Origin of the sequence: Cedecea selenatireducens, assembly GCF_042138895.1 — a bacterium.
Lineage (GTDB): Bacteria > Pseudomonadota > Gammaproteobacteria > Enterobacterales > Enterobacteriaceae > Cedecea > Cedecea selenatireducens.
Genome location: NZ_JBHIKW010000002.1, coordinates 475432 through 491167 on the forward strand (window position 1 = coordinate 475432; position 15736 = coordinate 491167).

A 15736-nucleotide genomic window follows, 5' to 3' on the forward strand; every position below is an offset into this window, starting at 1 on the left:
GCAAAAACAAAAATCCCCTCAGCCTTTGCGGCGAGGGGATTTTTTTATGCCCTTATTCTCAAGTACGGTCAGAAAGGCCGGATGCCTCTCGCCATCGGCTGAACGCTCAGCCACATGATAAGCGCCGCCACCACCAGAATCACGCCGCCCGCCAGCGCCAGCGTTGACCAGCCCACCTGCCGCCAAAGTACCGGCGCCCGATTGCCGCTTAACCGAACCGCCAGCGAGCGGAAGCTGTGCACCAGCAGCGCCAGGCCGGAAATCGTGATTGAGGTGCCCGCCGCCATCACCAGCGCAGAAAGCACGCCCCAGCTAAAGACTCCGATAACCTTGCTGAACAGCAGCACCATAATCGCGCCTGAACAAGGACGCATGCCCATGGACAGGACGATCATCAGCCTGGCCCGCCAGTCGCTCCCCGCTGCCAGCTGTTTTTCATCCGGGACGTGCTGATGCCCACAGCCGCAGTTAGCGTCATGCACATGATGCGGCGTAAACGAGGTAAATTTAGGTTTGCGGCGCAGCTGAACGCGTAAGCGGCGTAAAGCACGCCAGCTCAGCAAAACGCCCAGCGCGCCAACCAGCAGATAGCTACCTTTCTCAAGCCAAAAACTGCTGAGATGAAGCTGGCGCGACGGCAGGGCCAACACGCCCAGCACCACAACCACCAGCACAATAGCCACCAGCCCCTGTAATAAAGAGGCGGCAAAAGTCAGCCCCAGACTGCTTTTGAGCTTTGAAGGGTGCGTAGCAAGCCAGGTCGTAATAACAATTTTTCCGTGTCCCGGCCCCAGCGCATGCAGCACGCCATACACAAAGCTGAACGAGAGCAGCGACAGGCCCGCCCGGGCAGGGTTTTCGGCCACCTGGCGCAGCAGCCCGCTCAATTCCTGATTGATTGAGCGCTGCCAGCCGGCGGAACTAAGCAGGATTTGCGGCCAGTAGAGCCACAGGGCGTAAAGCCCGGCGGCGGCAAGCAGAATAAACAGCGCCAGCGGCCACAGATGGGCCCAACGGCGGACGGGAGAAGATACGGCAATTACTGACATGTTAGCGTCACCTCCTGAGCAAACTGCTTGCCAAGGTCCATGTCCTCCGGCGGCGCATCGGCTTTATCCAGCGACTGCGCGAACAGCAGCGTCTCTTCGCTCGGTTTCGGCGTATGAACGGAAATTTTACAGCTTGAGGCCAGCGTCTGCGGCAAATGCACGTCCGTATCGTGGTCGTAGCTCATGTCGACAAAATAGGTCGGATCGAAGGTCGAGAAGCGATAAGTCTGCCCTTTCAGCGGCTGCGGGTGCGCCAGCGGCAGCACAAACGTCAGCACCGCCTGATGATTGCTGCGGCTCAGGCCATACTGCGGCGGCAAATTGCCAAACTTCACCTTCTCTTTGTTATGCCAGAACTCGGTAAAATAGTGCTGCCCCAGCACGTTGGCCATCACCTCGGCGGCCAGCTTTTTCCACACCGGAGAATCCGGTTTAGCGTCACCGGCGTCATACAACAGATCCGCTGAAGTAATGTCGTCCATCGTCCACTGCATTTTTAGCCCCGTCAGCTGTCCCTGCTCAACCACCGGCGTGGTAATGATAGAGATAAAACTGTGGGGATGTGCCTGCACGCCCGCCGCCGAAAGCCCTACCACCAGCATGGTTACTCCCTTCAGGCTGATTCTTTTGTCGCTCATGCTTCCCTCAAGATTTAAATTCTGTGAGCCAGCCTAAATTCCGTGATGAAAAACTAAAAAGGTCGATATATGCGTCGAAACCTTTAGCTATTCTTAACTTCTGACACCACATTGGGACAGCCAGATGATGACTTTACTGACGCCGCCACCCTCTGTGCTCTCCAGTTCGCAGCGCCGCTGCCACCTGCTTCTGATGCTCTATCTTCCGCAACAGATCGTTACGCCGGAGGTGATTGCCGGCGTTAACGGCGTGGACCAGACGCAAACCCTGCAAGATATAGCCGACACGGGCCACGAGATCCAGAGTTATCACCGTCTCTCCCTGACTCAGCAGCAGGACGGCAGCTATCGGATTGAAGGCACAGCCCTCGACCGCCGCCTCTGCCTGCTGCACTGGCTGCGGCGCTCGCTGCGCCTTTGCCCTCAGTTTGTGCAGCATCACTTCAGCCCGGCGCTCAAGTCTGAGCTAAATCAGCTGGGGCTTATCAAGGCGTTGTATGACGAAACCAATTTACGGGCGCTGGTTAATCTGTGCGCCCGGCGTTTAAAAAGGCAGTACGACAGCCGGGACAGTCAGTTCCTGACGCTTTTTTTACAGTACTGTCTGCATCAGCATCATTCCGGCAACGCCCCCATCCTGACGCAGCAGCAGCGCGAATGGAGCCAGCTGCGGCCTGAATTTGTTGTCGCGCAGGAAATAGCGCGCCACTGGAAGCGCCGGGTAATGCGTCCGGCGGACGTCGACGAACAGCATTTCCTGGCGCTGCTGTTTCAGCTGCTCAGGATCCCTGACCCGATTAATGATGAGCACGAACAGGATGCGCGTTTACACAACGAGATAGCGCGGATGATTGAGCGGTTTCGCCAGCAGGCCGGGCTCTCTTTTAGCGACGAGCAGGGGCTGAGCGACCAGCTTTATATTCACCTCGCCCAGGCGCTTAATCGCAGCCAGTTTAATATCGGCATCGATAGCAATCTGCCAGAAGAGATAACGCGCCTCTACCCGCGCCTGATGAGAACCTCGCGAGAGGTACTTGCCGAATTTGAACAGCATTATGGGATTCACTTTTCCGATGCGGAAACGGGCCTGGTGGCGGTAATTTTCGGCGCCTGGCTGATGCAGGAAAGTGATATTCAGGAAAAGCAGGTGCTGCTGCTGACCGGGGACGATGTCGATCTGGAGCAAAAAATTGAGCAGCAGTTGCGCGAGCTGACTCTGCTGCCGTTGAACATTAAGTACCTTGCGGTACAGCAGTTTCAAAGCCAGGGCGCGCCGCGTGAGGTGGTGCTGGTGATTACGCCCTATTCCACTTCCCTGCCGCTGTTTTCCCCTCCGCTCATTCACGCCACGCTGCCGCTGGGAGACCACCAGCAACAGCGTATAAAAGCGCTGCTCGAAGCTTAGCTTTCCGCAGCGGAATTAACTGCGGTCACTTTTGGCCGCAGGAACAGCGCCGGTACCGCCACCAATGCCATGATCCAGAACATTCCCCCCTGCAGGTGCTGGTAGAGGAAGCCGGAGAAAATCGTCATCACCGCGATACCGCCGCCCATCGCCACCGCGGAATAAACGGCCTGCAGGCGAATCACTTCGCCGCCTTTTCGGGCTGAGATATAGCGCATCGCCGCGAGGTGGCAAATGGTGAAGCTGCCGCAGTGCAGGATCTGCGCGACAATCAGCCACGGAAGTTCGGTAGTAGTAGCCATCAGGCTCCAGCGGATAATGCCGGTGACGGTAGACAGCAGCAGCAGGTCGCGGGCGCTCCAGCGGCGGAACAGTTTGTTACTGAGGGCGAAAATAACGATTTCCGCCACTACGCCAAGCGACCATAAATAGCCCACCACCGAAGCGGAATAGCCCGCCCCCTGCCAGTAAATGGCGCTGAAGCCGTAATAGGCCGCATGCGCCCCCTGCAGCAGGGAAACGCAGGCCAGGAAACGCCACGCGCTGATAATCAGCCCTTTCCAGGCCGGCCAGCCTGCCGACGTCTGATGACGGACTTCCCCCTGCGGCATGATTGAAGGCCGCAGCATCATGCCAATCAGCATCGACGCCGCGCCGATGGTCAACAGCACCAAAATAGCCTGAGAGCTGAACTCGCTCACCAGCTTGCCGGTAACGGCCGAGCCGATGACAAACGCCAGCGATCCCCAGAGGCGCACCCGGCCATAATCCAGCGGCATTTGCCGCTGCCAGGTACCCGCCAGCGCATCGGTTAACGGCACCAGAGGCGAGAAGAACAGGTTAAAGCCAATCATCGTGAGCAGCAGCCATAATGCGGTATGACCCAGCCAGAAACCGGCGGCAAAAATCAAGGTGGCAAGGGCTAACAAACGGAGGGCAAAAACAAGACGGGAAGGATCGGTCACGCGTGGAGCTAATAACAAACTGCCGAGGAAACGGGCGATTAACCCTGAGCCTAACAGTAATCCGATGGTTTCAGGGGGAAGCCCGACGCCTTTGAGCCAGACGCTCCAGAAGGGCAGAAACACGCCATAGCTAAAGAAATAGGTAAAGTAGCTGAGCGCCAGCCAGCGCGTGGAATGCAAAACCATGATCCCTCCCGTTTTGGAGGCGATAGTGTCGGGGATAGCCGGCCGGCATGCAAGCAAACATTAACAGAGCAATAACACACATCAAAATAATGGATATTGCGCGCTAGCTCACCTCAACCTCCATCGACAGGCTCGTTGACTGACCTTGCTCCAGCATCACTAAACCGGGCATTCCCGCCTGATTATGCGCGTTGACCGGGTGCGTTTGCGGCTCCAGGCAGATAAACGGCTGGTCCGCCATTCTGAACACCATTAAATAAGGCGTTGGGCTGCGCAGGCAAACTCGCATGTCCGAATGCTCAATCAGAGCTAGCCCGCTCCAGCCGGAGTACCCCACGTTAAGCCACTTGTTCTCCGGCGTTTTGGCGCGGGAAAAATCAGTTTGAGCGGTGAACGTTCCTTCCCAGGCCAAAGGCAGATGCTGCTCGCCTTCAGGCCAGAAGCCGCTGGCGGAAAACTGCACCCGGCTGCCCGGCTCCAGCGCAAAATACGGATGCAGCCCAAGACCATAAACCATCGGCTTCTCGCCTACGTGCGTTAACTCAAGCTGGGTTAACAGCCTGTTGCCCGCCAGCCGCCAGGTCAGCTTCGCCAGGTAGTGAAAGCCGCAGGCATGCTGACTACGCAGGCTTAACGTCAAACGCTCTTCATCGTGATGCTCTACGTCCCAACGCTTTAGCCAGCCGTCTCCGTGCAGAAAGAAATGCTCATCGACAGGGCTGTCAGGCAACAAAACTCGCTCGCCGTGCAGTTGAAAGGCATTTCCGGCCACCCTGTTCGCCAGCGGCAGCATAGGAAACAGAGCCGGTTCAGCGGGATGAAAGACCGCTTTTCCGTGCGTCAGAGATTCAAAGCTGAGGACTGACGCCCCTTGCGGGGCGACGGCTAAACGGAGAAAAGCATTTTGCAGATGCAGCGCGTCCATTAACGCAGCGCCTTTGCCGCAGGCGCTGGCGAGGCATGCACTCGCCCTTCGGCCAGCTGCTGTTCCAGCGCTTCAAGGCTCACGCCTTTGGTTTCCGGCACGAAACGGCGCACGTAAATAAAGCCAGCGGCGCAGATTACGCCATAAAGCAGGAAGCTACCGGATGCGCCCAGGCCTGCATTCAACAGAGGGAAGGTGTAAGTCAGCAGGAAACAGGCCACCCATAGCGCTAATGTGCCCAGCGACATCGCCAGCCCGCGAACGCGGTTGGGGAAAATTTCCGACAGCAGCACCCAGGTCACCGGCGCCAGCGTCAGGGCATAGGTAGCGATAGCGGCCAGCACCAGAATCAATACCGGCAGGCCCAGAATGCCAAGGCCGTAAGCCGCGCCAATCAGCGCATAGATAATGGTCAGCCCGGCGGCACCGAACAGCATCAGTTTACGACGGCCGATTTTGTCCACCAGCGGCAACGCGGCAATGGTAAACACGAGGTTAATCAGGCCGGTAGCCACAATCGATTTCAGCGTGCTGTTAATATCAAATCCGGCAGAGGCGAAAATCTCCTGCGCGTAGTTGAAGATAACGTTAATCCCGCACCACTGCTGGAACACCGCCAGCACCATACCAATCACGATGATCGGGCGAACCTTTGGCTCCCACAGCGTCGACCACGATACTTTTTGTGTGTCCTTGCTTAACGTTTCCTGAATATCTTTCAGCGTTTCATCGGCATAGCTTTTACTGCCGATGCGGCTCAGCATCTGGTGAGCACGTTCGCTTTTCCCGGCTCGCACCAGCCAGCGCGGTGATTCAGGGACAAAGAACATCAGGATCAAGAACGCCGCCGCAGGCACTACGCCCGAGCCAAACATCCAGCGCCAGCCCGCCTGCCCGTTCCAGCTCGCGCTGATTTCCTGCATCGTTGCGTGGCTGGCCACCGGTTCGGCAATCATCAGGTTGATAAGCTGAGCCGCCAGCACTCCGATAACAATGGTGAGCTGGTTGACCGCGACAAAGCGCCCACGCTGCGCGGCCGGGCTAATTTCTGCGATATACATCGGGCTAAGCGCCGAAGCAAGGCCAATGCCTACCCCGCCGACAATACGCCATGCAACAAACAGGTCGAAGTTGCTGGCAACCGCCGTGCCCCAGGCTGAGACGGTAAACAGCAGCGCCGCAATAATAAGGGGAATTTTTCGGCCAAACTTATCGGCGCACCAGCCGGAGAGCAGCGCCCCGATGACACAGCCCACTAACGCTGAACTCATCGCCCAGCCGGAAACGGCCGGATCGGTAATCGAGAAATAGGCTTCGTAAAAAGGTTTTGCCCCGCCGATAACCACCCAGTCATAACCAAACAACAGCCCGCCACAGGCGGCCACCAGACAGATGGTCCAGACGTAACCCATGCGTAATTGCGATTGCATACGTTCCATGGTCGATCCTCATCTTGTATTTGTAGGGTAAAGAGCGGGCACTCATCGTCGCCCGCGAATTATGGTTAGAACACGCCGGAGCTAAGGGCCTGACGCAGCAGATGCGCTTTGTCATGGGCCGGGTTAAGCGCCAGTAACTCCTCAACCAGCTGATTGAACGTGGCTATATCCCCCAGGCCAAGCTGTCCAAGCGCCTCAACAAAAAGGCAGTGCTGGCGATGCTGCCTGCGCGAATCCCCGTTAAGCGCAATCAGGTCAGGCAGAGAAACGGCGAAGAAGTCGGCCTCAACAACGTCTTCCCTGTGATCCCGAGCCCAGTCGATAAACGCCCTGAACTGCTGGTGAGCCGCTTCGAGTTCCCCCAGCTGCTTGCGGGCCATGGCCTGATAGAAGAGGTAATCCACCGGCTGATCGTTGTAATAGCGCCCAGCGGCTAACGAAGTGCCGCCTTTCAACGCCTCGCGGTAGCAGGATTTGGCCAGCTCTTTACGCTGCTGAAGCTGGGCGCAGCGGCCAAGCAGATACCAGATATCGTTATCGGTTTGCCCGACCAGGCGGCCTTCACCAAGGTTTTCCGGGTAACGCAGCGCCTGCTGAAGCAGCTCCTCCGCCTGGCCATATTCGCCGTCAGCCATATTTGCCAGGGCACGACGCTGCTGGTTGATCAGATACTGCCCCGTCACTTTGCCTTCGCCGCCTTCCCACGGATGGAACTTGCGCTCCGCCAGGACCTTAGCGGCTTCGTCATGCTTGCCGTGAAGGTTCCACAGGCTGAGTAATTCAGCGCTCAGATCGTCACGTTTCAGCGCCACCTCACGTTTCGCCTCAAGGCGGGCCAGACGCTCATCCGACGAGCGGCCGTTCAGCTTCAGCAGGAAATCGAGTTCGAACAGGAAGCGGGCATTCTCGGGTTCGAGATCCACCGCACGCTGCAGCAGAGTTTCAGCTCGCTTAGCATCCTGTTCTTTATTCCAGGCATGAATGGCCAGCACGCGCTGCACGGAGGCGAACTCCGGCACTTGTTCGGCGCAGAACGCCCAGCAGCCAAGGGCTTCGTCGTAGCGGCGCTTGCTGTACCAGAAGCAGCCCAGCAGATACTGCGCAAAGCCATCCTGCGGCAGGCGCATCAGCATCTGCACTTCATCCAGCGTGTTAGGGAAACGAACGCGGGCGGTGAATTTTTCGCGAGCCTGAGCCAGGTAGCCCTGTTGGCGCTGAGGATCAGCTTCCAGCGAGGCCTGCCACAGCAGCGGCATTGCTTCCTGGGCGTTGAGCACCGCCAGCAGCTCACGAGCAGCGGTTTCTGCGCCAAAGCTCATCAGCCATCCGGCCAAAACGCTGGCGTTAGTGCCACGCTGCCCGGTGACCTGCAGCAGCTTTTGCTTGTCGCCTTCGTTTTGGGTAATGGCCCAGCGGGCATAATGCAGGGCATAGCTCAGCGGCCAGACGGCAAGCTGCTGCTCAGTCCACGCCAGCGCGGTGGCTTTTTCACCCTGCTGATGCAGCGCCAGCGCTTTTAGCGCCATGGCCAGGTTATTGGAGGCATTGAACTGCAGGCTTTGGGACACCAGCGTTAATGCCCGAGCGGTTTCCCCTTTGCGCATCGCCAGGCGTGCCAGGGCATAAAGGGCCGCATCCCGGCAGTTGCCGCTCCAGCTCGCCTTGTAGTAATCGTCGAAGGCTCCTTCGTAGTCGCCCAGACGCTCTTTCGCCGAGCCGCGCAGCTGGCTGGCATCGCCGTTTTGCGGGTTTTTGTTCAGGCGATGGGCGCGTTTTAGCGCCGCATCAGCATGCTCTTTGGCTTTTTGCCAGTTACCCCGGTTAAATTCGAGCGTCCCCAGCGCGACGTTGCTGCGGTAATCGAGCGGGTCAATGTCCAGCGCTCGCTGGTAATAATCGAAGGCCGAACGGCTGGCGTGCAGATACTGTTCCAGATGCTGCCCGATGAAATAAAGCTCATCGCAGTTATCAATCTGTTCGGGCTTAGCCGGAGCCTGCGCCGCCTGCGGCAGAGGCAGCTCTTCAGGGATGTGCTCAAGATAGCTCAGCAGCGCTTCACCACGTTCGTTAAGCAGAGTCAGCGTCAGACGCTGCGGCCAGTCGTCCGCCAGCTGATGTTGCCAGGCTTCCGCCGGCTTCAGGCTCAACGGAGATTGCCACAGGATTTGACCGTCGCTTTCAAGGCGCAGCGTGGCCTGCTCCAGCGGTGAAATCGCATAGACGCCAAGCGCTAACTTCCCTTGCTGGCGTTCGAGCTTGATTGCAGCCTCGGTATTGGCATTTTGCAGCGTGCCCAGCTTGCTGTAAGGCAGGAAGTTTTGCACAAACACTTTTTCTTCAAACGGCGCCAGCCAGGTGAAGTCCGGCTGGTTGTCGGTGAACACGCCGGTCATTAGCTCAATGTAAGGGCCGTTGCTGTCGGTAAGGTTGCGGTCCCAGGCCAGGCCAAAGTCACAGTTGCCCCAGGTCCACTGCTTCTTGCCCGGTGACACATGGTGATCGGCAATGTGCAGCAGCCCCCCCTGCTCGCCGTGATGATAAGCCCCCACGAAGTCGTAATCGGACTTATCGGCCATGAAGGACGTTGGCACGGGAATATTTTTGTAGCGGGAGATATCCACGCCTGCGGAGTAATCCACCTTGTAATAGGTGCCGTGGGCAATCGGGAAAGCGGAAACGTCGCGTTTGCCGTGGTCAAACACTGCGGTAACGTCAGGCGGGAACACGCTTTGGTGCTCGTCACCGCCCTTCACCGCCGGGTTAGCCCACCACAGGAAGTGGCGCGGCGTGGCGTTGCCGTTAAAGACTTTACCGGTAATTTCAATCAGCGCTTTTTCAGGGTAAAGCGTAAAGCCGGTCATCACCTGCAGACCGCGCATAGGTTCAACTTCACCCAACCAGACGGTTTGCGCCCCGCTTTCGTGCTGCTGGAAGGTGACGTCCACCGGCATGAAGGTCGTCGGGCGGTGGTGCTGCGGCCAGTTAAATTCGATCCCGCCGGAAATCCACGGCCCGACCAGGCCCACCAGCGCGGGTTTAACCACTTCGTTGTAGTAAACGAAGTCGCGCTCCATCACTTTGTCCCAGGCGCGGTGAATACGTCCGCCCAGCTCCGGCAGCAGCATGACGCGAATAAAATCATTCTCCAGCCATACCGCCTGATACTCACGCATTTCGCGCTTGCCGGTCAGCGTATCAATCACGCCATAAGGGTAAACCGCCCCGGAAGAGCCCTGGTAGACGCGATGCTCGAGGAACATCGGGTTAGGGTCTTCTGCGCCGGTGGTCCATGTGGGGAGTGAAAGGGTTTCCTGCCAGACTTTTACCGCTCCGTACATAGCAACTCTCCAGTAAACAAATAACAGTGAATTGGGTGTTGCCAACAGTTTGAAACAGCCGTTTATGATTTAATCGCTTAATGCTCACGCAATACAGTTAACGAGGTTTAGTGAAATGCAGGAGTCAGGTCTCAACAATCAGCGGGTGCGCCAGCTTAACCGGCAAACCCTGATGAAGCTGGTATGGCGGCACAAGCGGCTGAGTAAATCGCAGTTTGCTCAGCACACAGGGCTGTCGATTCCGGCGGTCAGCAACATTCTGGAAGAGCTGGTGGCAGAGGGAAAACTCAGCCATTCCAGCGAAAACCTCAGCAGCCGGGGGCTTAACGGCGGCAGCTATCAGATCCCGCCGGAAGGGAATTACATTCTTTGCATGAACGTCACCCCCACCAGCATTGAAAGCCAGCTGTGCAACGCGCAGCTGTCGCCGATAGAGGAGTTCGAGCGCCGCTCAATTTCCGCCCCGTCTCCCCAGGCTTTATTAGCCGCCATTGAAGCCATCTGGCATCAGCGGCGCAAAAGCTGGCCGAAGAAAACCATCAACCTCGCGCTGGGGATCCACGGGCAGGTCGATCCCGTGACCGGCGTGTCGCAGACCATGCCCCAGGCGCCGTGGCGCGAAGCGGTGGAAATTAAGTATCTGCTGGAAGAAAAGCTCGGCGTCACGGTGCTGCTGGATAACGACTGCGTGATGCTTGCGCTGGCGGAAAAATGGCAGAACGCCGGGAATCGGGAAGACTTTTGCGTGCTCAACGTCGATTACGGCATCGGCTCTTCGTTCGTTATCAACGGGCAAATTTATCGCGGCAATCTCTACGGCAGTGGGCAGATTGGCCACACCATCGTCAACCCCGACGGCATGGCTTGCGACTGTGGGCGCTACGGCTGCCTGGAGACCGTGGCCTCATTAAGCGCGCTAAAAAAGCAGGCGCGTATCTGGCTTAAAACACATCCTGAGGCGCAGCTTCACGATCCAGAAAAGCTAACTTCCCGGCAGCTGGTTCAGGCGCTGCATGCGGGCGACGAAAGAGTGGCTCGCTGGGCGGAAGATTCGGCCAATGCTATTGGGCTTAGCCTGTATAACTTCCTTAATATTCTCAACATTAATCAAATCTGGTTTTACGGCCGCAGCTGCGAGTTTGGCGAGAACTGGCTGAACTCTATTAAACAGCGCATCGGTTTTAATCCGTTCGACCATGGCGACGCCTTAAAAAGCAACGCTACGCAAATAAACTTCGGCCAGCTAACACGCGCCCAACAGGTCATGGGGATTGGTTATTTATATGTCGAGGCCGGGCTGGTAGCGTAAAACATTCACTAACACAAACAGCGTGGTAGAGGCGCAGCGGCAATGGCAGGCTCGGATGTTGTGTATTAACTTTAAATTGAGTCCACTACAGGCGAGCCCGCTATGAACACACTACGCTATTTCGATTTTGGTCAATCTCGTGCCCTGATCCTGCTTATTGCCCGTATTGCGTTGATTCTGCTGTTCATTATTTTCGGCTTGCCGAAGATCAGCGGATTCAGTGGCACCGTGGCGTATATGGAGCATCTTGGTACTCCCCTGCCAACGCTTGCGGCGGTGATTGCGGTGTTTATGGAAGTTGTTGCCGCTATCCTGGTCATCATCGGGTTCTTTACCCGTCCGCTGGCCATTTTGTTTGTGTTTTATACCCTCGGCACGGCGCTTATCGGCCATCACTACTGGAATATGACCGGCGATGTGGTGATGCCGAATATGATAAACTTCTATAAAAACATCAGCATAGCTGGAGGATTCCTGCTGTTGGCGGTCACTGGCCCTGGCGCTATTTCCGTCGACAAGCGCTAAATCCCTTCCTCACTCGGAGGCCGCGTATGCGGCCTTTTTCATCTGTCTCCGCGTCCATCCCGTTTGACTCGCTTCAGCTCACAAATTCGTAACATTCTTTTGCTGACTGACGGCTTTTCTTTCCTCCCACACGCCATCTTTAAGCCAAATTGTTTTATTTTTGTTAATTTATAGTTGCCAAATGGCGTTTAATTAACACCAACAAACCCGACCAGTATAAAAAAACATCATATATTTAACCATTTTTTAACCAAAAAAGATCCAAAAAAAAACATTAATGGGCACCAATCACATTTAGAAAAACTGCGATTCATTATCTCTTCCCTTCGTTGCTAGTCTCCTCTCCGTGACATGCCTCAGTCCCTCATAAAAAGGTACACCTATGAAATTCAAACTCGCATTACTCAGTGCAACCCTGATTTCTGCATGCATGTTGTCCGGTACGGCCGTTGCGGCGGATAAGTATGAAATCGCAGTGGTGGCGAAAGTCACCGGGATCCCATGGTTCAACCGGATGGAAACCGGCGTCAATGAAGCAGCGAAAAAACTCAACGTTAACGCGTACCAGACCGGTGCCGCTACGCCCGATCCCGCTCAGCAGGTCAAGGTGATTGAAGATCTGATCGCCAAGAAAGTGAACGCCATTATCGTGGTGCCTAACGACGCTAAAGTGCTGGAGCCGGTGCTGAAAAAAGCGCGCGATCAGGGCATCGTGGTGCTGACGCATGAATCCCCTGATCAGCAGATCGGCCAGTGGGATATCGAAACCATCGACAGCGAGAAATACGCTCAGGCCAACATGGATGAGCTGGCGAAGGACATGGGCGGCAAAGGCGGCTACGCGATTTACGTCGGCTCGCTGACCGTGCCTTTGCATAACGCCTGGGCAGACTCCGCGATTAAGTACCAGAAAGAAAAATACCCGGATATGTTTGAAGTAACTTCGCGCCTGCCGGTGGCTGAGAGCATCGACAAATCCTACTCCACCACGCTCGACCTGATGAAAACCTACCCGCAGATGAAAGGCGTGATCGGCTTTGGTTCCCTCGGCCCAATCGGCGCGGGCCAGGCGGTTCAGAAGAAACGCGCGAAGGATAAACTGGCGGTAGTTGGCATCGCGATGCCGGGCCAGGCCGCGCCTTACCTGATGCGCGGCGACATTAAAAAGGCGCTGCTCTGGGATCCTAAAGATGCCGGTTATGCGCTTGTCACCGTGGCCGACCAGCTGCTGCAGGGCAAAGCCGTCACCAAAGACCTGACCATTGACGGTCTGGGCAAGGCCGATGTCGACATGGATAAGAAAGTGATCCGCTTTAACAAGATCCTCGAAGTCACCAAAGATAACGCTCAGTCACTCGGTTTCTAAGGCACTTAAGCCAACACCAGGGAAACCGGAACGCCGGTCAATTGGCCGGCCTTCTCCAACAAGATTATTTTGTCGCGCCCACGTCGGGCGCAGGCAGGGGCATTACCCATGACCGACACTTCCGCATTTATCACTCTTGAGAATATCAGCAAGGAATTCCCGGGCGTGCGGGCGCTGGATAACGTCAATCTGACGCTCAAAAAAGGCGAAGTCCATTGCCTGGCCGGACAAAACGGCTGCGGTAAAAGCACGATTATTAAAGTGATTTCCGGCGTCTATCACCCGGAAAAAGGAGCGCAGATTGCCCTCGACGGCAAACTGTTCCACAGCCTGACGCCCACGCTGTCCGCTCATTACGGCATCCAGGTGATCTACCAGGATCTCTCTTTGTTCCCCAATTTCAGCGTGGCCGAGAATATCGCCGTGCACCGCTACCAGCCCGGCGGCAGCCTGTGGGTTAACCGTAGCGCGATGAAAGCCCAGGCGCTGGCGGCCATGAAACGCATCGGCGTGTCGCTCGATCCTGACAAAAAGGTGGAAAAGCTGTCGATAGCCGACCGCCAGCTGGTCGCTATTTGCCGCGCCATTGCCGCCGATGCCCGGCTGGTTATCATGGACGAGCCGACAGCTTCTCTGACTCGCCTGGAGGTTAACGGCCTGCTGCGCGTGGTGAATGAACTCAAAGCGGACGGTATCTGCGTGGTGTTTGTCAGCCATCGGCTGGACGAGGTGATGGAAGTCGCCGACCGCATCAGCGTGATGCGCGACGGGAAGCTGGTCGGGACCTGGCAAGCCAGCGAGCTGGACAGCAATGAGCTTGCCTTCCTGATGACCGGGCAGCGCTTCCACTACAGCCCTCTCCCGGAAAAGCCACCGACAGAAAAACAGCCGATGCTGGAGCTGCGTGGCCTCAGCCGCAAAGGCAAATACCACAACATTAGTCTGGCGCTGCGCAGCGGCGAGATTGTCTCCATCGTCGGCCTGCTCGGCTCTGGCCGTACCGAATTGTGCATGAGCCTGTTCGGCATGACGCAGCCGCAAAGCGGTGAGATGCTGATCGACGGCGTGCCGGTGAGGTTTCGCAACAATCACGATGCGATAAAACACGGCATCGGCTACGTCTCTGAAGATCGCCTGACCCAGGGACTGATCATGGAACAGTCGATCTACGACAATACCATCGTGACGGTTTTCGATCGGCTCCATACCCCCGCCGGGCTGCTCGATCACGCCAAAGCCCGAACCCTGGTGGCCGATCTCATTCGCGAACTGAACATTAAAGTCTCCGATGCCGGGCTACCGGTAAAAACACTTTCAGGCGGCAACGCCCAGAGGATCGCCATCGCCAAATGGGTGGCGACTAATCCACAAATATTAATTCTCGACTCACCCACGGTGGGGGTGGATATCGCCAACAAAGAAGGCATTTACCAAATCGCACGCGCCCTGGCAGAACAGGGGCTGGCGGTACTGATGATTTGCGATGAAATCCCGGAGGCGTATTACAACAGCCACCGCGTGCTGGTGATGCGCCGGGGCGAACTGGTCGCAGAGTTTACTCCTCATCGCTGTAGCGAACAGGACATTGCTGAGGTGGTCAATGAATAACCCTCGTTTCTCCCGCCTGCTCGGGCAACATGAATTCTGGCTTGGGCTGCTGGTGATTGCGCTGGCCGTTGGCCTGAGCATCAGCACCGATGAGTTTTTGTCGCTCGGTAACCTGACCGACGTCGCCACTAGCTACGCCATTCTCGGCATTCTGGCCTGTGGGCTGTTCGTGGTGCTTATTTCCGGGGGGATTGATATCTCGTTCCCGGCGATGACCGCGATTGCCCAATACGTCATGGCAAGCTGGGTTATCGCCCACGGCGGCAACTTTGCGCTGGCGCTGGTGATGTCTATCGCCGTCGGGCTGCTGCTCGGGCTTATCAACGGCTTCCTGGTTTACTGGCTGCGGGTGCCGGCAATCATCATCACCATCGCCACCCTAAACGTTTACTACGGCCTGCTGGTTTACCTCACCAAAGGCACGTGGCTGTACGGCTTCCCGGACTGGTTTATGAATGGCATTAACTGGTTCTCTTTCACCGCCAAAGACGGTTATCAGTATGGGCTAACCTTGCCGCTGCTGTGCCTGGCCGCGGTGATTATCTTCACCGCCGTGCTGATGAACTACACCCGCCTTGGCCGCCAGATTTATGCCATGGGCGGCAACCGCGAGGCGGCGTCCCGTCTGGGGATGAACCTGCTTAAGCTGCATTTTTACGTCTACGGCTACATGGGCATTCTGGCCGGCATCGCCGCCGTGGTACAGGCGCAGATTACCCAGTCCGTCGCCCCTAACTCGCTGCTGGGCTTTGAGCTGACGGTGCTGGCGGCGGTGGTTCTCGGCGGGACAAGCATGAGCGGCGGGCGCGGGACGCTCACCGGCACCCTGCTCGGGGTTATCCTGCTGGCCTTCTTACAAAACGGCCTGACGCTGCTGAGCGTGTCCTCTTACTGGCACGCCGTATTCAGCGGCGTGATTATCCTGGTCAGCATCAGCGCCACGGCCTGGAATGAAAAACGCAAACTCGCAAGGGAGCTTTGAG

The 15736-nt window shown here is 56.9% G+C and carries 12 protein-coding genes; 6 read left to right on the forward strand and 6 right to left on the reverse strand.

All coding sequences use genetic code 11. From position 1 onward, the window contains the following. Window positions 1–68: 68 nt before the first annotated feature. Together ACE38U_RS05080 and ACE38U_RS05085 are read right to left on the reverse strand one after the other, a co-directional pair. Window positions 69–1049: a nickel/cobalt transporter gene (locus ACE38U_RS05080; RefSeq protein WP_038479949.1), complete on the reverse strand. Its 981-nt coding sequence runs from the start codon at window positions 1047–1049 to the stop codon at window positions 69–71. Continuing rightward, window positions 1040–1651, reverse strand: a complete 612-nt coding sequence (locus ACE38U_RS05085; RefSeq protein WP_071842985.1) for a DUF1007 family protein — start codon at window positions 1649–1651, stop codon at window positions 1040–1042. The genes ACE38U_RS05080 and ACE38U_RS05085 overlap by 10 nt, the downstream gene beginning before the upstream one ends. A gap of 160 nt (window positions 1652–1811) precedes the next feature. Here ACE38U_RS05085 and csiE point away from each other — a divergent pair, with 160 nt between their 5' ends. Beyond that, complete coding sequence (gene csiE, locus ACE38U_RS05090; RefSeq protein WP_038479943.1) at window positions 1812–3092, forward strand: stationary phase inducible protein CsiE; 1281 nt, start codon at window positions 1812–1814, stop codon at window positions 3090–3092. Here csiE and ACE38U_RS05095 read toward each other — a convergent pair. The 4 genes from ACE38U_RS05095 to ACE38U_RS05110 all read right to left on the reverse strand — a co-directional run bounded on the left by ACE38U_RS05095 (window position 3089) and on the right by ACE38U_RS05110 (window position 9945). Next, window positions 3089–4243, reverse strand: a complete 1155-nt coding sequence (locus ACE38U_RS05095; RefSeq protein ID WP_038479940.1) for a 3-phenylpropionate MFS transporter — start codon at window positions 4241–4243, stop codon at window positions 3089–3091. The two genes, csiE and ACE38U_RS05095, sit on opposite strands and share 4 nt — an antisense overlap. A 103-nt stretch (window positions 4244–4346) precedes the next feature. Beyond that, window positions 4347–5168 carry an aldose 1-epimerase gene (locus ACE38U_RS05100; RefSeq protein ID WP_038479937.1) on the reverse strand — a complete coding sequence of 274 codons (822 nt, stop codon included), beginning with the start codon at window positions 5166–5168 and terminating at the stop codon, window positions 4347–4349. After that, window positions 5168–6607, reverse strand: a complete 1440-nt coding sequence (locus tag ACE38U_RS05105; RefSeq protein WP_038479935.1) for a sugar porter family MFS transporter — start codon at window positions 6605–6607, stop codon at window positions 5168–5170. The genes ACE38U_RS05100 and ACE38U_RS05105 overlap by 1 nt, the downstream gene beginning before the upstream one ends. 65 nt (window positions 6608–6672) lie before the next feature. After that, entirely contained in the window at window positions 6673–9945 is a 3273-nt protein-coding gene (locus ACE38U_RS05110; RefSeq protein WP_375529286.1) for a DUF5107 domain-containing protein, read from the reverse strand. Between the two features lie 115 nt (window positions 9946–10060). Here ACE38U_RS05110 and ACE38U_RS05115 point away from each other — a divergent pair, with 115 nt between their 5' ends. The 5 genes from ACE38U_RS05115 (at window position 10061) to ACE38U_RS05135 (ending at window position 15735) form a co-directional block, all read left to right on the forward strand. Further along, window positions 10061–11254, forward strand: coding sequence for an ROK family protein (locus tag ACE38U_RS05115; RefSeq protein ID WP_375529287.1), 1194 nt, complete (start codon window positions 10061–10063; stop codon window positions 11252–11254). Window positions 11255–11356: 102 nt separating this feature from the next. Continuing rightward, a complete protein-coding gene (locus ACE38U_RS05120; RefSeq protein ID WP_375529288.1) occupies window positions 11357–11779 on the forward strand; it encodes a DoxX family protein in 423 nt (140 codons plus the stop codon). A gap of 382 nt (window positions 11780–12161) precedes the next feature. After that, window positions 12162–13145 (forward strand): autoinducer 2 ABC transporter substrate-binding protein, encoded by a 984-nt coding sequence (locus ACE38U_RS05125; RefSeq protein WP_038479923.1) that lies wholly within the window; start codon window positions 12162–12164, stop codon window positions 13143–13145. Between the two features lie 108 nt (window positions 13146–13253). Continuing rightward, window positions 13254–14753: a sugar ABC transporter ATP-binding protein gene (locus ACE38U_RS05130; protein WP_176981933.1), complete on the forward strand. Its 1500-nt coding sequence runs from the start codon at window positions 13254–13256 to the stop codon at window positions 14751–14753. After that, window positions 14746–15735 carry an ABC transporter permease gene (locus ACE38U_RS05135; protein ID WP_375529289.1) on the forward strand — a complete coding sequence of 330 codons (990 nt, stop codon included), beginning with the start codon at window positions 14746–14748 and terminating at the stop codon, window positions 15733–15735. The genes ACE38U_RS05130 and ACE38U_RS05135 overlap by 8 nt, the downstream gene beginning before the upstream one ends. Window position 15736 lies beyond the last annotated feature (1 nt).